The organism is Nonomuraea soli, from assembly GCF_013761175.1.
In the GTDB taxonomy this organism is placed as follows: domain Bacteria; phylum Actinomycetota; class Actinomycetes; order Streptosporangiales; family Streptosporangiaceae; genus Nonomuraea; species Nonomuraea soli.
In genome coordinates this window covers 965,400-982,431 of the sequence record NZ_JACDUR010000006.1, presented here as the reverse complement: position 1 = coordinate 982,431, position 17,032 = coordinate 965,400, and the positions used below count along the sequence as shown (strand labels likewise).

The window sequence follows — 17,032 nt, the reverse complement described above, 5'->3', positions numbered from 1 at the left end:
AAATTACTCTTGCACTGGCTTTTAAACACACTGTTGAGTTCTCAAGAAACGGACGCGAACACCGTCTCTACCAGCCCGGGGCGCTTCGTTCCGTTGTGTCTCTATTCTGTCAGACCCGCTTTTCCCTGTCAAATTCAGCGATTTGACATAAACAAGCATGGGCAACACAAATAAAGACTCCCCGTTTCCGGGGCAACCCTCTTAACTTACCGTGCCATCTCGCCGCTGTCGAATCAAACGGTTTTCCCGCGACGTGATGGTGGTTGGCCCTGGGCCCGTCCACCGCTCAGCGGTGCCCGGCTCGCTCCAAGGGCGTAGAGAAGACTAGGTCGGGATCCCGGCGACGTCAAATCACGCTTGGATCACGTCCCATACTCTCTCACGCGCATCATACGTAACACGATGCATGGTGGACAGGGTGATCAGTTCCCCCACGCTCACCAGGCCTGTGTCCCCGTCCACGAGGCGACGCCTTCCGCTCTGGCCGCTCCCGGTCGCACTGGTCACGCTCGTCGCCTCGACCGGTTTCACCACAGCCACCCTGAACGGCGACGAACTGGCCACCCTCAGCGCCGCCCGCCGGTCGCTGCCCGACCTGTGGACGCTGGCCCAGAACATCGACGGGCACTTCCTGCCCTACTACGTCTTCATGCACGTCTGGGTGAAGTTCGGGCAGAGCGAGCTGTGGCTGCGACTGCCGTCTCTCATCGCCATCGCCGCCGCCACCGGTTTCCTCGCCGACCTCGGCCGCCGCGCGCACACCGCGCTGACCGGCCTGATCGCGGGCCTGCTCTTCGCCCTGATCCCCACGACCTCCTACTTCGCGGCGTTCGCCCGGTCCTACTCCTTCGCCGCGGCCGCCGTGGTGTTCTCGTTCTGGGCCCTGCACCGCGCGACCGGCCGCCACGACCGCGGGCCGTGGCTGCTCTACGGGCTGAGCGTGGTGCTCATCCCGTGCACCCACCTGTTCGCCGTGCTGACGCTACCCGCGCACCTGATCTTCGCCTGGGGCGAGAGGCGGGTCCTGTTCGGGCTGGCCGCCGGCGCCGTCCCCGCTGCCGCGCTGGGGTTGCTCGGGTACGGCGAACGCCATGCGATCTCGTGGATCCAGCAACGCGGGCCCGACGTTCTCCTGAAATTTCCGGACATGGTGGTGGGCGCCGCCCTGCCCGGCCTGATCCTCCTCACCCTCGCCCTGACCGCCCTGCTCCACCCTCGTCTCCTCCGCCGAAGCGGGAGCGGGACCGAGAGCCGAAGCGGGAGCGGGACCGAGAGCCGAAGCGGGAGTGGGACCGAGAGCCGAAGCGGGAGTGGCAAGGGGAACTGGAGCGGGAAGGGGAGCTGGAGCTGGAGCGGGAAGACGAGCTGGAACGGGAACGGCGGGAACGGGAGCGGAAGCCAGAGCCGGAGCGAGAACCGAACCCCGCACCCCACCACACCCGCGGGAACGTTCCCTGCCCCCACCCACCCCGCCCCCCTCCCCTGGACCCTCGCCTGGCTCCTGCTCCCCCCGCTCCTCCTCCTGGCGATCTCCCACCTCCTCACCCCCGCCTACGTCGACCGCTACCTGTTCGTCACCGCCCCCGCCCTGGCCCTGGCCGCCGCCATGGCCCTGAGCGAGCTGGCCAAGGCCCCCGCCATCGCCACCCTGGCCGTGGTCACGACCGCCGCCTCCGCCATCCCCCAGCACGCCGAGCTCCGCGAGCCCAACGGCCGCTTCGACAACATCCCCTGGGCGATCTCCCGCCTGCGACCCGGCCCCGGCGACGCGCTCGTCTACGGCCAGAGCCAGATCCGCGCCGGCTTCCTCTACTACGCCAGGCGCGGCTCGCTCCCGGACGATGTCCTGCTTCAGCGGTCCGCCCCGGTGGCCACCGGTTTCGGCTACGTCGAGACCCAGGACACCGCCGGGGCGCTCCAGGGCCGCGACCGGGTGTGGGCGATCTGGCGCGGCAGCCGTACCAAGGCCCAGTCCCTCCCGAGGATGCGCTCGCTCGACGAGGCGGGCTTCACGATGAAGGACTCCTGGCAGTCGGGCGACACCCCCGGCCTCACCGTCGCCCTCTACATCCGGAACACGAAAACCGGAAACACGGAAGCCCGAAACACGAACGCCAGGAACACGAAAGAAGGCCCGGGAGGCGGAAACCTCCCGGGCCCAGAAGATCGGACGGGCTAGCCGACCTCGACCCCGCCGATCGACTTCTTGCCGCGGCGCAGCACCAGGTAGCGCCCGGCGATGAGGTCGTCGCCGGTGGGGATGTATCCCTCGTCGGTGACCTTCTCGTTGTTCAGGTAGGCGCCGCCCTCCTTGATGGCGCGGCGCGCCTCGGACTTCGACGCCACGAGCCCGCTGTCGGCCATGAGGTCGACGAAGGAGGCGCCCAAGGCGGGCACCTGCACCCGCGGCACCTCCGACAGCGCGGCTCCGAGCGTCGCGGCGTCGAGCTCCTGGAGCGCACCCTGTCCGAACAGCGCCTTGGCGGCGGTCTGGACGGCAACCACCTGGTCGGCGCCGTGCAGCATCGTGGTGAACTCCACGGCGAGCGCGCGCTGCGCCTCGCGGGCGAAGGGCCGCTCGGCGACCGACTTCTCCAGTTCCTCGATCTCCTCCCTGGACCGGAAGCTGAAGATCTTGAGGAACTTCACGACGTCGCGGTCGTCGGCGTTGAGCCAGAACTGGTAGAAGGCGTACGGCGAGGTCATCTCGGGGTTGAGCCAGACCGACCCGCCCGCCGTCTTGCCGAACTTGGTGCCGTCGGCCTTGGTGATCAGCGGCACGGTCAGCGCGTGCACGTGAGCGCCCTCGACGCGGCGGATGAAGTCGACGCCCGCGGTGATGTTGCCCCACTGGTCGCTGCCGCCGAGCTGCAGGGTGCAGCCGTAGCGCCGGTACAGCTCCAGGTAGTCGTTGGACTGCAGGATCTGGTAGCTGAACTCGGTGTAGCTGAGCCCTTCACCCGCCAGGCGGGCCGAGACGGCCTCACGCGAGAGCATGCGGTTGACGGGGAAGTGCTTGCCGACGTCGCGCAGGAAGTCGATCGCCGAGAGCCCGGCGGTCCAGTCGAGGTTGCTGACCATCACTCCGCGCGCCTCGTCGGTCAGGTCGAGGAAGCGGCTCACCTGGACGCGGATCTTCTCGACCCATTCGGCGACCAGCTCGACGGGGTTGAGCGCGCGCTCGGTGTTGCGGCCGCCCGGGTCGCCGATCAGGCCGGTCGCCCCGCCCACCAGGCCGATCGCGCGGTGCCCGGCCTGCTGGATGCGGGCCAGCGTGAACAGCGGGACGAGGTTGCCGACGTGGAGCGAGGGCGCGGTGGGGTCGAAGCCGCAATAGGCCGTGATCGGACCCTTCGCCAGCGACGCGCGCAGGGCGTCGATGTCGGTGGACTGCGCGATCAGGCCGCGCCAGGCGAGGTCATCCAGGATGTCGGTCACGATTTGGCTTCCTGAGTAGATGGTTGGCACGTATAGCCTGCCTGATCATCTCAGGTCCACGCCACTCGGATAACCTCGGTGTCCATGTGGAGGGTACGCCGTCAGCCGATCTTCGCCAAAGCCGGTGCCGCGCTGGCCTGCCTGGCCCTCGGCGTCTACTGGTTCCTCCAGGGTGACACCCGCGGCGTCATCCTGGCCGTCCCCGCCACGCTGCTGCTGGCCGCGATGGCGTTGCGCGACGTCCTGGCCCCGGTACGGCTGGCCACCGACGAGACCGGTATCACCGTCGTCCACGGGTACATCGGCCGCCGCCACGTCCCGTGGTCGCAGATCCAGGACATCAAGGTCGACGTCAGCAGGCGGTACGGCATGCGCAGCGAGATGCTGGAGATCGACACCGGCGACAACCTGCACATCTTCAGCCGCAACGACCTGGACGCCTCCCCCACCGAGGTGGCGGCGGAGCTGCGCCGCCTCCGTCAGGTCTGAGCCCGCCCCGCCGGACCCGGCTGACGCCGCCGCGGCACGTGCCTGCGGTACGGCGAGACGGTCGGGTCGCCCTCGATCCAGAACCTCCAGGGCACCTCCATCGCCGTGGAGATGCCGGTGCGCGGCCCCGCCGACACCTTGTCGGGCACGGCGCCGTCGAACACCGAGCCGATCATGTCGATCCCGTTCTCCGGCCGGGAGAAGCCCATCGCGACCGCCAGCCGGGCCGGTCCACGCGCCAGGTCGCGGTCGGGTACCGGCTTGACCGCCCCGCGCCGGGCACGCGCGGTCTCGATCCCCGCGACGATCTCGCCGCCGCGCAGCAGTACGGCCGAGCCGTGGCCCTCGCCGAGGCAGACGAGGTTGGCGCAGAAGTGCATGCCGTAGGTGAAGTAGACGTACAGGTGCCCGGGCGGACCGAACATCACCGCGTTGCGCGGCGTCATCCCCCGGTAGGTGTGCGCCGCGGGGTCCTCGCCGGGCCCACCGTACGCCTCGACCTCGGTGAGCCGCAGCGCGACCCCGCCGTGGACCACGACCTTGCCGAGCAGGTCGGGCGCGACGAGCGAGGGGTGCCGGTCGAAGAACGAACGCGGCACCCGCTCACCGAAGGCCCCGTTCAGGAGCCCGAGGCCCAGGCGGCCTGGTCGTCGACCGTCTCGCGCAGGGCGGCGAGCTGGTCGCGGACACGGTCGGGCGCGGTGCCGCCGAAGGCCTTGCGCGCCGCCATGGCGCCTGCCACGTCGAGCACGTCACGCACGTCGGCGGTCAGGTGCGGCGAGACCTTGAGCATCTCGTCGTCGGACAGCTCGTGCAGGTCGACGTCGTTGACCTGGCAGTAGACGACCAGGTGGCCGACCGCTTCGTGCGCCTCGCGGAAGGGCACGCCCCGCCGTACGAGCAGCTCGGCCAGGTCGGTGGCGAGCGCGAAGCCGTCGGAGGCGGTCGAGGCCAGCTTGTCGACGTTGACCCGCATGGTCGCCACCAGGCCCGCCATCGCGGGAAGCACCAGGAGCAGGGTGTCGATGGAGTCGAAGACCGGCTCCTTGTCCTCCTGCAGGTCGCGGTTGTAGGTGAGGGGCAGGCCCTTCAGCGTGGTCAGCAGCGTCATCAGGTTGCCGATGAGGCGTCCGGACTTGCCGCGCGCGAGCTCTGCGACGTCGGGGTTCTTCTTCTGCGGCATGATCGACGAGCCCGTGGAGTAGGCGTCGTCCATCTCGATCCAGCGGAACTCCTGCGAGGCCCACAGGACGATCTCCTCGCCCAGCCTCGACAGGTGCACGCCGACCATCGCGGCGTCGAAGAGGAACTCGGCGGCGAAGTCGCGGTCGGCGACGGCGTCCATGGAGTTCGGCGCGGCGCTGGAGAAGCCGAGTTCCTCGGCGACGGCGACCGGGTCGAGCGGCAGCGACGAGCCGGCGAGCGCGCCCGAGCCCAGCGGGGAGACGGCTGCGCGCCGGTCCCAGTCGCGCAGCCGGTCGATGTCGCGGGCGAAGGCGTGCACGTGGGCCAGCAGCTGGTGACCGAAGGAGACCGGCTGGGCGTGCTGCAGGTGCGTCATGCCGGGCGCGGGCGTCTCGGCGTGGGCGGCGGCCTGCTCCATGAGCGCGGTCTCCAGCTCCACCAGGCGGGAGACGATCAGCCGCACGTGGTCGCGGAGGTACAGGCGCAGGTCGGTGGCGATCTGGTCGTTGCGCGAGCGCCCGGCGCGCAGCTTGCCGCCGAGCGAGCCGAGCCGCTCCAGCAGCCCGCGCTCCAGCGCGGTGTGCACGTCCTCGTCGGCGACCGTCGGGCGGAACTCGCCCGACTTGCAGGCGGCCTCCAGGTCGTCGATCGCGCCCAGCATGCGCGCGAGCTCGTCGCCGGTCAGCAGGTCCGCCCGGTTGAGCACCCGCGCGTGGGCGCGCGAGGCCGCCAGGTCGTACGGCACCAGCCGCCAGTCGAAGTGCACGCTCACCGACAGCCGAGCCAGCGCGTCGGCCGGTCCGCTCTCGAACCTGCCGCCCCACAGCCGCATCGGCTTGCCATCCTTACTCATAGTCACAGAATCCTAATGTGTTCTTTCAGCGATCTTCAGCAGCGCACGCGCCACCTCGTCGCCTCCCAGCGCGTCGCGGCTGATCACCAGGATGGTGTCGTCACCCGCGACGGTGCCGAGGATCGATTTCCAGTCCGCGTGGTCGATCGCCGAGGCCAGGAACTGCGCGGCGCCCGGCGGCGTACGGACGATCACCAGGTTGGCGCTGGCCTCGGCGGAGACGAGCAGTTCCTCCGCCAGCCGGTGCAGCCGGGCCGCGGGGGCCTCGGCCATGCCGACCCTGGCCAGCGGGATGCGACCGCCGCCCTCGCCGGGCAGCGCGTAGATCTGCGAGCCGTCGTCGGCGCGCAGTTTGAGCGCGCCGAGCTCGTCGAGGTCGCGCGACAACGTCGCCTGGGTGACCTCGACTCCTTCCTCCGCCAGCAGTTTGGCCAGCTCCGGCTGGGAGCGGACGGTGTGCTTGGTGAGCAGCTCGGTGATCTTCGCATGGCGAGCGGCTTTGGTCGCCGGAATCATTGTCGTGTCACCAACCAGTGAAGTAGCGCCTTCTGGGCGTGCAAACGGTTCTCCGCCTGGTCCCACACCACGCTGCGCGGGCCCTCGAGCACCTCGCCGGTGATCTCGTAGCCGCGGTAGGCGGGCAGGCAGTGCAGCACGATAGCGTCGGCGGCGGCGTGCTGGAGCAAGTCGTCGTTGACCTGGTACGGCATCAGCGCCGCGACCCTGGCCTCCTTGTCGGACTGTCCCATGGACACCCACGTGTCGGTGGCGATCACGTGCGCCCCCTTTGCCGCTTCTGCCGGATCAGTGAAAACATGCCCGGTAAAGGCTGGATGGTAGCCCTCAGGAGCGCAAATACGCACCTCCATCCCGGCAAGGGCGCCGCCCAGGAGGTAGGAGTTGGCCATGTTGTTGGCGCCGTCGCCGAAGTAGGCCAGCGTCAGCCCCTCCGTGCGGCCGAACCGTTCGCGCACCGTCTGCAGGTCGGCCAGGATCTGGCACGGGTGGAAGTCGTCGGTGAGCGCGTTGACGACGGGCACCCGTGAGGCGGCGGCCATGGCTTCGAGATTGGCCTGCTCGTAGGTGCGCCACACGATCGCGGCGACCTGGCGGTCGAGCACGCGCGCGATGTCCTCGGTGGGCTCGCCGCGGCCCATCAGCACCGAGACGTTGTCGATGACGAGCGGCTGGCCGCCGAGCTCGCCGATGCCGACGTGGAAGCTGACCCGGGTGCGCGCCGAGGGCTTGTCGAACAGCACCGCGACGGTCTGGGGCCCTTCCAGGGGGCGGTAGCCGTACCGGTCCTGCTTCATCGCGGCGGCCAGCTCCAGCACCTCGAGCTGCTCGGCCGCGCTCAGGTCGTCGTCGCGCAGGAAGTGTCTAGGCATGGTCGAGAACCTCCGGCAGGGCGTCGACGAACGTCTGGAGCTCTTCTGCGGTGATCACCAGCGGCGGCGCGAGCCGTACGGCGTCGGGCTGCAGGGCGTTGACCAGGAAGCCGGCCTTGGCGGCCGCCGTCTGGACGCCGGCCGACCTGTCCGCGTTCAGCACCAGCGCGAGCCACAGTCCTCGTCCGCGCACCCCCTTGAGCAGCGGGTGCGAGACGCCTTCCAGCGCCGCGCGGAACCCGGCGGCGACCTGCTCGACGTGGCCGAGGTCCACGGTGTCCAGGACCGCGAGCGCCGCGGCGCAGGAGACCGGGTTGCCGCCGAAGGTCGAGCCGTGCTCGCCCTTGTCGAACAGGATCTTGCCGAAGCTGACGCACGCGCCGATCGGCAGGCCGCCGCCCAGGCCCTTGGCCAGGGTCAGGATGTCGGGCGTGACGCCCTCGACCTGGTGGGCGAACCAGTGCCCGGTCCTGCCGATCGCCGACTGGATCTCGTCGGCGACGAGCAGGGCCCCGGCGGCCTCGGTGATCTCGCGAGCCTGCTGGAAGTAGCCGTCGGGTGGCGGCACCACGCCGGCCTCGCCCTGCGTGGGCTCCAGGAAGAGCGCGATGCAGTCCTCGGTGACGGCCTGCTTGAGCGCGTCGGCGTCGCCGTACGGCACGAAGCGCACGTCGACCGGGTAGGGGCCGAACTGGTCGCGGATCGCGGGCTTGCCGGTCAGGCTGAGCGCGCCGATGGTGCGGCCGTGGAAGCCGTTCTCGGTGGCGACGAAGTAGGAGCGGCCGGTCTGCTTGCCGTACTTGACGCACAGCTTGTAGGCGGCCTCGTTGGCCTCGGTGCCGGAGTTGGCGAGGAAGACGCGAGCGGTGTCGCTGCCGAGAAGACTGCGGAGCTTCTCGGCGAGCAGGACCTCCGGCTCGTGCAGGAAGAGGTTGGAGGTGTGGGCGATCGTGGCGACCTGCTTGGAGACCGCCTCCACCAGCGCCGGGTGGGCGTGGCCGAGTGAGCTGGTGGCGATGCCGCCGATCAGGTCGAGGTAGGCGTTGCCCTCCACGTCCCAGACCGTGCAGCCCTCGCCGCGGGCCAGCGCCACCGGGGGCACCCCGTAGTTGGGCATGAAGGCGGCTTCGAACCGCTCGTACAACGTCATGAGGGCATCACCATGGTTCCGGTTCCTTGGTCGGTGAAGATCTCGAGCAGCAGGGCGTGGGGCTCGCGGCCGTCGAGGACGTGCGCCTGGGGCACGCCGCCCTGCACGGCGGTCAGGCAGGCCTCCATCTTGGGCACCATGCCGCTCTCCAGGCTGGGGAGCAAGGTCTCAAGCTCGGCGGCCTTCAGCTGCTTGATGAGCGAGCTCTCGTCGGGCCAGCGGGCGTACAGGCCCTTCACGTCGGTGAGGACGATGAGCTTCTGCGCCTGGAGCGCGACGGCCAGCGCGGCGGCCGCGGTGTCGGCATTTACATTGTAGATTTCTCCGTCGTCGCCCACGGCGACGCTGGAGATCACCGGGATGCGCCCGTCGTCGAGCAGGGCGCGCACCGCGCCGGGGTCGACCTTGACGATCTCGCCGACCTGGCCGATGTCGACCTGCTCGCCCTCCACGACCGCGTACTTCTTCTCGGCGGTGAACAGCCGCGCGTCCTCGCCCGACATGCCGACGGCGAACGGGCCGTGCCGGTTGATCAGGCCGACCACCTCGCGGTTGACCTGGCCGGTCAGGACCATGCGCACGACGTTCATGGCCTCCGGCGTGGTCACGCGCAGGCCCGCGGTGAAGTGCGACTCGATGCCCTGGACCTTGAGCTGGGCGCTGATCTGCGGGCCGCCGCCGTGCACGACGACGGGCTTGAGCCCGGCGTAGCGCAGGAAGACGACGTCCTCGGCGAAGCGCTCGCGCAGCGACTCCTCGGTCATCGCGTTGCCGCCGTACTTGATGACGACGGTCGCGCCGTGGAAACGCGCGAGCCAGGGCAGCGCCTCGACCAGGATCTCGGCCTTCGACGTCATGAGCTGTAGGCCGAGTTCTCGTGCACGTAGGCGGCCGTCAGATCGGTGGTGTGGATCGTGGCGGTGTGCGGACCCGCCGACAGGTCGATCGTGATCGTCACGTCGCGCGGGCGCATGTCGACCTTGGAGCGGTCGTCGCCGACGCCGCCGCCGCGGCAGACCCAGATGCCGTTGATGGCCACGTTCAGCCGCTCGGCCTCGAACACGGCGTCGGTGGTGCCGACGGCCGCCAGCACGCGGCCCCAGTTCGGGTCCTCGCCGTGGATGGCGCACTTGAGCAGGTTGGAGCGTGACACCGTGCGGCCGACGTTCACCGCGTCCTGCTCACAGGCCGCGCCGATGACCTCGATGGCGATGGCCTTGGAGGCGCCCTCGGCGTCGACGAGCAGCTGCCTGGCCAGGTCGGCGCAGACCTCGGTGACCTTCCTGCCGAACTCCTCCAGGTCCGGCCTGACCCCGGCGGCGCCGCTGGCCAGCAGCAGCACGGTGTCGTTGGTCGACATGCAGCCGTCGGCGTCGAGGCGGTCGAAGGTCAGGGAGGTGGCCCGGCGCAGGACGGCGTCGAGCTCCTCGCTGGTCAGGTCGGCGTCCGTGGTGATCACGCAGAGCATCGTGGCCAGCGCGGGGGCGAGCATGCCCGCGCCCTTGGCCATGCCGCCGACCATGTAGCCGCCCTCGCCGCGCTTGAAGGAGATCTTCGAGACGGTGTCGGTGGTGCGGATCGCGTCGGCGGCGGCCAGGCCGCCGTTCTTGCTGAGCTGTCCGGCCGCCTGGTCGACGCCGGCCAGCAGGGCCTCCATGGGCAGGCGCTCCCCGATCAGGCCGGTGGAGCAGACCGCGACCTCGCCGGCGGAATCCTGGAGCACCTCGGCGACCTTCTCGGCGGTCGCGTGCGTGTCCTGGAAGCCTTCCGGCCCGGTGCAGGCGTTGGCGCCGCCGGAGTTCAGCACGACCGCCTTGAGGCGGCCGCCGCTGAGAACCTGCTGCGACCACAGCACCGGGGCCGCCTTGACGCGGTTGGCGGTGAAGACTCCCGCGGCGGCGCGGCTGGGTCCGTCGTTGACGACCAGGGCCAGGTCACGGCCGCCACTGGCCTTGATTCCAGCGGCGATGCCTGCGGCACGAAAGCCGAGGGGGGCGGTAACACTCACGGAGCGACTCCAGTCATGGGGAGGCCGAGTTCTTCTGGCAGGCCGAGGGCGAGGTTGACGCTCTGGATCGCGCCCCCGGCCGTGCCCTTGGTGAGGTTGTCGATGGCGATGACGGCGACGATCTTGCCGACGCGCTCGTCCAGGGTCACCTGGAGGGCTGCGGTGTTGGCGCCGTAGGTCATCGCGGTGGCGGGCCACTGGCCCTCGGGCAGCAGCCGCAGGAACGGCTCGTCCTTCAGCGCCGCCTCGTAGGCCTCGCGCAGGGAGCGCCGCGTGACGCCGGGCGCGGCGGGAGCCGTACAGGTGGCCAGGATGCCCCGGCTCATGGGCACGAGTGTCGGGGTGAAGGAGACGGTGACCCGCTCGCCCGCGACGGCCGACAGGTTCTGCTCCATCTCGGGGGTGTGGCGGTGCACGCCGCCGACGCCATAGGCGCTCACCGAGCCCATGACCTCGCTGCCGAGCAGGTTCGGCTTGAGTGACTTGCCCGCGCCGCTGGTGCCGGAGGCGGCCACGACGGTCACGTCGGTCCCGGCCAGGCCCGCGGCGAAGGCGGGGAAGAGGGCCAGGGTGACGGAGGTGGGGTAGCAGCCGGGCACGGCGATCCGGGTGGCGTCCTTGAGGGCCGCCCGCTGGCCGGGCAGCTCGGGCAGGCCGTAGGGCCAGGTGCCGGCGTGCTCGCCGCCGTAGAACTCCTGCCAGGCGGCGGGGTCGGCCAGGCGGTGGTCGGCGCCGCAGTCGACGACGACGGTCTCGGGGCCGAGCTGGGCGGCGACGGCGGCCGAGTGCCCGTGCGGCAGGGCGAGGAAGACGACCTCGTGGCCGGCGAGCGCCTCGGCGGTGGTCTCCTGGATGACCCGGCCGGCCAGCTGCGGCAGGTGAGGCTGGTGGGCGCCGAGTGTGGTGCCGGCGCTGGAGGCCGCGGTGAGCGCGCCGATCTCGAACCCGGGATGCGTCAGGAGCAGGCGCAGCAGCTCACCACCCGCGTAGCCGCTCGCCCCCGCGACCGCTGCGGACTTCATGGCTGCATATCCATTCACCTTTACTCATGGTTTTGCGATGTGAAGATTATGCACTGGGGGGCATGGACATGCAACACCGCGGATCTAGCGCGACGTACCGACTGGTCGGTAATGTGAAATATCCCCGTAACAGAGTGGAGTCGCGCAGTATGAGCCCCACGAACGCCCAGGTCGAGGCCCAGCTCACCGCCCCCGGACAGCTCTTCGAGATCGAGGAGATCGGCGACACCGGCGTACGCACCTGGAAACACGCCCCCCAGCACTTCCGCACCTTGCTGGAGAACAGCCGCTGGCAGGGCGAGAACCTCTTCCTCGCCTACGAGGACGAGCACATCACCTACGAGCAGCACTACCGCCAGGCCGCCACCCTGGCGCACCGGCTGGTCTCGGAGTACGGCGTGGCCAAGGGCGACCGGGTGGCCATCGCCATGCGCAACTATCCCGAGTGGGTCGTCTCGTTCTCCGCCACCCTGGCGGCGGGGGCGATAGCCGTACCTCTGAACGCCTGGTGGACCGAGCAGGAGCTGGCCTACGGGCTGAGCGACTCGGGCGCCAAGGTCATCATCGCCGACGACGAGCGTGCCCAGCGCATGGCCGGCTCCGGCGTGCCGACGATCGTCGTCCGTGGTGAGCAGTGGCGCGAGCTGCTCAGCAAGGAGGAGACGACCCTTCCCGAGGTGGAGCTCACGGCGCAGGACCCGGCCACGATCTTCTACACCTCCGGCACCACCGGCCACCCCAAGGGCGCGCTGGGCAGCCACCGCAACCTCGGCCAGTCGCCGATGACCGTGGCCTACGGGCTCATGCGCGCGGTCGCCCTGGCGGGCAAGGACCCCGGCGCCGCCGCCGGCGCCAAGCGCATCACGCTGCTGACCGTGCCGCTCTTCCACGTCACCGGCTGCTTCTCGGCGCTGACCACGACCATGTTCACCGGCGGCGCGCTGGTGCTCATGTACAAGTGGGACCCGGAGAAGGCACTGCAGGCCATCGAGCGCGAGCAGGTCACCACGATGATCGGCGTGCCGACCAACGCGTGGCAGCTGATGTCGCATCCCGACCTGGCCAAGTACGACCTGTCGTCGCTGACCACCCTCGGGTACGGCGGCGCGCCCGCTCCGCCCAAGCTGCTGGAACGCATCAACGACAACCTGCCGCAGCGCGCGGCCTCCAACGGCTACGGCATGACCGAGACCACGGCGCTGGCCATCGGCAACGGCGGCCCCGACTACCAGGCCAGGCCCGACAGCATCGGCCTGCCCAGCGCCGTCGTCGACGTGCGCATCGTCGGGCCGCTCGGCGACGAGCTGCCGGTCGGCGAGGTCGGCGAGCTGTGCGTGCGCGGGCCGAACGTCATCATGGGCTACTGGAACAAGCCCGAGGCCACCGCGCAGACCTTCGTCGAGGGCTGGCTGCACACCGGCGACCTGGCGCGCGTCGACGAGGACGGCTTCGTCTACATCGTGGACCGGGCCAAGGACATGGTCATCAGGGGCGGCGAGAACGTCTACTGCGCCGAGGTCGAGGCGGCGCTGTTCGAGCACCCGGCCGTCGACGACGTGGCCGTCATCGGCGTGCCGCACGACGAGCTCGGCGAGGAGGTCGGAGCGGTCATCCGGCCCGCGGCGGGCAGCTCGGCGACGCCGGAGGAACTGCAGGAGTTCCTGGCCTCGCGGATCGCCAAGTTCAAGATCCCGGTCCACTACTGGTTCCGCTCCGACGAGCTGCCGCGCAACCCGGGCGGGAAGATCCTCAAGACCCACCTGCGCAGGGAGGTTCTGGGCGATTCCTGAGCCCGTTATCACGATTCGTTCAGACAGAGCGGTTTGACTGGGAGCAGCCGAAGCCGCCGGAAGAGTACTCGGGACACCCCTCCGGCGGCCTTCGGCTCCTCTACGCGGCCACGTGTTCGGCGATGACCGCGGTCAGCGGCGTCACCGAGGGCAGGCGCGGGGCGGCGAAATAGCCTGGCTTGTGCGAGCGCAGCAGCGCCTCCCCGCTGCGCTCCCACTGGAAGCCCTTGCGGTTGAGCAGCCGGGCGAAGACCGCGCTCGCCTTGTCGGGATCACGCTCGGCCAGGCGCCGCAACGGCACCGGCGAGACCGCGTCGCCGCGCAGATAGCCGGAGAGCACCTCGCGGTAGCGCGGCTTCATCAGCAGCCGGGGATCGGCGAAGATCTCCTCCAGGATCGCGAAGTCGGCGTAGTAGGCGAGCCCGTCGGCCTCGTCGAAGATCAGCGCCACCGACGCCGCCCCCGTGACGTGCGCCGGCAGCGGCACCTCGCCGGGAGGCCGGCCGCCCAGCCGCTCGGCCTGGTAGACCAGGTAGCCCCGCAGCCGCTCGGCCACCTCCGAGCCGTGCACCACGAACAGGTCGGTGCCGAAGTAGGAGACGAAGCACCTGCGCTGCTCCACCTGCAGCTCCCGCGCCCTGGCCAGGGCCTCGGGGTTGCGGAAGACGAGCGCGGGGTTGGCCATCGCCGCGTGGGCCGCCGCCGCCTTGAGCTCGGGCCCGCTCTCCGGCCCGTGTACGGCGGGCGTCGCGCTGATCAGCCAGTCCTGGCGGAGCGGGACCAGCCTGGCCACCACGAACATGCCCTCCTCCAGGCTGTCGAAGGCGCCCTTGCCCAGGTTCGAGAAGGCCCGGTACGTCAGCTCGTCGACCAGGTTGAACAGCGTGACCGCCCTGGCCTCGACCTTCGTGACCTCGAAGATGCCCTCCACCACGTCCTTCCAGCCCAGCAGCATCTCCCTGTCGGCCTCGTCGAGGTCGTCGTGCTCGGCCACGAACCGGTCGACGACCGTGTCGCCGCCGGGCAGCGGGTGCTGCAGGGCGAAGTAGTCGACCGGAAGGAAGGCGGCCGCCTCGTCGGCGGGCGGCCCGTCGGCGAAGAAACGGTCGAGCACCTTGCCGAGCTCGGTGGCGAAACGCCCCGAGGTGGCATAGTGGATCAGCTCCGGCTTCAGCTCGACCGCGCGTGACAGCAGACTCATCAATCACTCCTCGTGTCGGATGTGACACTAACCGTGCCGAGCACTGCCCGCAGGGCGTAAAACGATTTGCCGCCTATCTGGGCTTTGGCCCACAATCGAACCTCGTGTCTGGAACTGTGAAGAAGCTGTTTTCGCACCTGCGCATGGACCTCGGTCCCCTGCGTTCCTCACGCGACTTCCGGCTGCTCTTCGGCTCCGGGCTCATCGGCATGTTCGGCTCGTTCCTGTCGATGATCGTGCTCCCGTTGCAGATGAAGGACCTCACCGGCGACTACGTCGCGGTGGGCCTCATGGCGCTGGCCGAGTTCGTGCCGATGGTGGTGTGCGGCCTGTGGGGCGGCGCCATCGCCGACGCACTCGACCGCCGCACGATCGTCCTGTGGACCGAGGTCGGCCTCATGCTGTCGATCGGCGCCCTGCTGGTCAACGCGCTGCTGCCCGACCCCCAGATCTGGGTCCTGTACACCATGGGCGCCCTCACCGCGGGCCTCGGCAGCCTCCAGCGGCCCAGCCTCGAATCGCTCATGCCCCAGGTCGTCCCGCACGACCAGCTCGCCGCCGCGGCCGCTATCAGCAGCTTCCGCTGGAACCTCGGCGCGATCGTCTCCCCCGCCCTGGCCGGCGTCATCTTCGCCGTGTACGGCGCCGCCACCGCCTACGCCGTCAACATCGCGACCTACCTGATCTCGCTGGCGCTGCTGTGGATGATCCGCGCCCGCCCGCCGGCCGAGGACACCGCGCCCGCCTCCATCAAGACGATGATCGAGGGCGTGCGCTACGCCGTCGGGCGCAAGGACCTGATGGGCACCTACCTCGTCGACATCGCAGCGATGATCTTCGCTTTCTCGACGGCGCTCTACCCCTTCATCGCCGACCACTTCGGCGGGCCGCAGACCACCGGCCTGCTCATGTCCGCCAGTGCCGTCGGCTCCCTCATCGCCTCGGTCACCTCGGGCTGGACCGGCCGCGTCCACCGCCACGGGCTCGGCGTCATCGTCGCCGCCACCGTCTGGGGCGTCGCCGTCGTCCTCGCGGCGCTGATGCCGTCGTTGTGGCTGCTGCTGGCCTGCCTGGCCCTCGCGGGCGCCGCCGACATGATCAGCGGCATCTTCCGGGCGACCATCTGGAACCAGACCATCCCCAACGAGCTGCGCGGGCGGCTGGCCGGGATCGAGCTGCTGTCGTACATGACGGGGCCGATGCTCGGCAACGCCCGCGCGGGCTTCATGGCCTCGTCGCTGGGCGGGTGGCGCGTGTCGCTGGGGGCGGGGGGCGCGCTGTGCGTGCTCGCCGTGGTCGCGCTCGCGGCCAAGCTGCCGAGCTTCCGCACCTACGACGCCAGGACGGACGAGCACGCGCTGCGTGAGAAGGCCCGCCGCGCCGCCGACCAGCCCGTCACCGCCTGACACCCACCGTTCGGGCGGCACAGCGGGCGGGGACGCGCGGCGGCGGCCGCTCAGCCCGCCTCCCGCCACCCCTCGGCCTCGTCCAGCAGCGCGTCGATCCGCGCCAGCTGCTCCCCCGTCAACGACGCCTCAGGGTCCTCCAGCACCACCAGCCACTGCGCGTCGTCGGCGTCGTCCTCCCCAGCCAGCGTCTCCCGCACGACCGCCGGAACGCCCAGCTCCGGATGCCATTCCCCGACCGTCTCGGCGGCCTGTTCCGCCTCGTCACGCTCGCCGAACACCAGCAGATGCCTCATCCCCCGATTATCGGCCCTCCCGCCGCCCCATCGCCTCCACGGCCAGCCTGTCGGAGTAGTTCTCCCTGACGTACTCCCCCACCCACGCCACGATCCCCTCGTAGCGTGACTCGGCGATCAGCCGGTCACCCACCGCCTCGGCGTCCAGCGGAGTACGGCGAAGCGTCACCGCGCCGCTCTCCCCGTCGAGCAGCGCCCAGTGCGCCCCTGCCGTGCCGTACGGCATGCCGACCGAACCGGGATTGACCGCCATCCTGCGATCGACGAGCCGCACGAACGGCATGTGCGTGTTGCCCATGACGAGCGTGTCGGCCTCCAGGTCGCCCAGCACCTCCGCCCACCGCTCGTAGGTGCTGTCGACGAGGATCACCTCGTCGTCCTTGCGCGGCGTCCCGTGGAAGAAGACGGTGCGGCCGAGCCCGCCGAGCTCGACGGCATGGGTCATCGGCAGCGTGCCCAGCAGGTCGACCTGGTCGGGCCTGAGCTGCTCGCCCGCGAACTGCGAGATCGGGTAGTCGCACCGCCTGCCGCCGGCGACCTCGACCACCTCACGGTCGGCGTTGCCGTGGACCCACACCACCCGCTCGCCCAGGCTCACCAGCAGGTCGAGGGTCTCGACCGGCATCGGTCCCGCCGCGATGTCGCCGGTGAGCACGACCCTGTCGGCCGACCGCACGTCCGGCTCACCGAGGACGGCCTCGAGGGCGGGCAGGACACCGTGGATGTCGGAGAGGACGGCTATGCGCATGACATCCACTGTGGTGGGTGTTGCCGTGTATGTCGACGACGCTTCACCCCGCGTGAAC

16 protein-coding genes are annotated in these 17,032 nt (G+C 70.2%); 4 read left to right on the top strand and 12 right to left on the bottom strand.

The annotated features are described in order from the left end of the window. The first annotated feature begins 418 nt into the window (after positions 1-418). Positions 419-2,179, top strand: a complete 1,761-nt coding sequence (locus HNR30_RS32690) for a glycosyltransferase family 39 protein (RefSeq protein WP_312894800.1) — start codon at positions 419-421, stop codon at positions 2,177-2,179. Here the strand turns inward: HNR30_RS32690 and tyrS are convergent. Then, positions 2,176-3,438, bottom strand: a complete 1,263-nt coding sequence (tyrS, locus tag HNR30_RS32685) for a tyrosine--tRNA ligase (RefSeq protein WP_181613875.1) — start codon at positions 3,436-3,438, stop codon at positions 2,176-2,178. The genes HNR30_RS32690 and tyrS overlap by 4 nt on opposite strands. Before the next feature lie 84 nt (positions 3,439-3,522). Here tyrS and HNR30_RS32680 point away from each other — a divergent pair, with 84 nt between their 5' ends. Then, the gene (locus HNR30_RS32680) at positions 3,523-3,927 is read left to right on the top strand and encodes a PH domain-containing protein (protein WP_181613874.1); all 405 of its coding nucleotides are present in this window, start codon (positions 3,523-3,525) and stop codon (positions 3,925-3,927) included. Here the strand turns inward: HNR30_RS32680 and HNR30_RS32675 are convergent. The 8 genes from HNR30_RS32675 to argC are packed head-to-tail and all read right to left on the bottom strand — an operon-like array spanning position 3,918 to position 11,533. Continuing rightward, a complete protein-coding gene (locus HNR30_RS32675; protein WP_312894799.1) occupies positions 3,918-4,526 on the bottom strand; it encodes a DNA-3-methyladenine glycosylase in 609 nt (202 codons plus the stop codon). The two genes, HNR30_RS32680 and HNR30_RS32675, sit on opposite strands and share 10 nt — an antisense overlap. Positions 4,527-4,546: 20 nt before the next feature. Further along, the gene (gene argH, locus HNR30_RS32670; protein ID WP_376771768.1) at positions 4,547-5,971 is read right to left on the bottom strand and encodes an argininosuccinate lyase; all 1,425 of its coding nucleotides are present in this window, start codon (positions 5,969-5,971) and stop codon (positions 4,547-4,549) included. A gap of 6 nt (positions 5,972-5,977) precedes the next feature. After that, on the bottom strand, positions 5,978-6,481 hold the full coding sequence (locus tag HNR30_RS32665) for an arginine repressor (protein WP_181613872.1): 504 nt from the start codon (positions 6,479-6,481) through the stop codon (positions 5,978-5,980). Next, positions 6,478-7,353, bottom strand: coding sequence for an ornithine carbamoyltransferase (argF, locus tag HNR30_RS32660; RefSeq protein WP_181613871.1), 876 nt, complete (start codon positions 7,351-7,353; stop codon positions 6,478-6,480). The genes HNR30_RS32665 and argF overlap by 4 nt, the downstream gene beginning before the upstream one ends. Then, a complete protein-coding gene (locus HNR30_RS32655; RefSeq protein WP_181613870.1) occupies positions 7,346-8,503 on the bottom strand; it encodes an acetylornithine transaminase in 1,158 nt (385 codons plus the stop codon). Before HNR30_RS32655 ends, argF begins: the two co-directional genes overlap by 8 nt. Further along, entirely contained in the window at positions 8,500-9,360 is an 861-nt protein-coding gene (argB, locus tag HNR30_RS32650; RefSeq protein ID WP_181613869.1) for an acetylglutamate kinase, read from the bottom strand. The genes HNR30_RS32655 and argB overlap by 4 nt, the downstream gene beginning before the upstream one ends. After that, positions 9,357-10,511 (bottom strand): bifunctional glutamate N-acetyltransferase/amino-acid acetyltransferase ArgJ, encoded by a 1,155-nt coding sequence (gene argJ, locus HNR30_RS32645; protein ID WP_181613868.1) that lies wholly within the window; start codon positions 10,509-10,511, stop codon positions 9,357-9,359. Before argJ ends, argB begins: the two co-directional genes overlap by 4 nt. After that, the gene (argC, locus tag HNR30_RS32640; RefSeq protein WP_181613867.1) at positions 10,508-11,533 is read right to left on the bottom strand and encodes an N-acetyl-gamma-glutamyl-phosphate reductase; all 1,026 of its coding nucleotides are present in this window, start codon (positions 11,531-11,533) and stop codon (positions 10,508-10,510) included. The genes argJ and argC overlap by 4 nt, the downstream gene beginning before the upstream one ends. A gap of 149 nt (positions 11,534-11,682) precedes the next feature. On the opposite strand from argC, the gene HNR30_RS32635 reads away from it, so the two are divergent. Then, positions 11,683-13,323 (top strand): class I adenylate-forming enzyme family protein, encoded by a 1,641-nt coding sequence (locus HNR30_RS32635; protein ID WP_181613866.1) that lies wholly within the window; start codon positions 11,683-11,685, stop codon positions 13,321-13,323. Positions 13,324-13,423: 100 nt separating this feature from the next. Here the strand turns inward: HNR30_RS32635 and HNR30_RS32630 are convergent, their stop codons facing one another. Continuing rightward, positions 13,424-14,524, bottom strand: a complete 1,101-nt coding sequence (locus HNR30_RS32630; protein ID WP_181613865.1) for a hypothetical protein — start codon at positions 14,522-14,524, stop codon at positions 13,424-13,426. A gap of 104 nt (positions 14,525-14,628) precedes the next feature. Between HNR30_RS32630 and HNR30_RS32625 the strand changes: the two genes are divergently transcribed. After that, entirely contained in the window at positions 14,629-15,930 is a 1,302-nt protein-coding gene (locus HNR30_RS32625; protein ID WP_312894798.1) for an MFS transporter, read from the top strand. Positions 15,931-15,980: 50 nt separating this feature from the next. Here the strand turns inward: HNR30_RS32625 and HNR30_RS32620 are convergent, their stop codons facing one another. Together HNR30_RS32620 and HNR30_RS32615 are read right to left on the bottom strand one after the other, a co-directional pair. Further along, positions 15,981-16,226 (bottom strand): hypothetical protein, encoded by a 246-nt coding sequence (locus HNR30_RS32620; protein WP_181613864.1) that lies wholly within the window; start codon positions 16,224-16,226, stop codon positions 15,981-15,983. A 7-nt stretch (positions 16,227-16,233) separates the two neighbouring features. Next, on the bottom strand, positions 16,234-16,974 hold the full coding sequence (locus HNR30_RS32615; RefSeq protein WP_181613863.1) for a metallophosphoesterase family protein: 741 nt from the start codon (positions 16,972-16,974) through the stop codon (positions 16,234-16,236). Between the last annotated feature and the right edge of the window lie 58 nt (positions 16,975-17,032).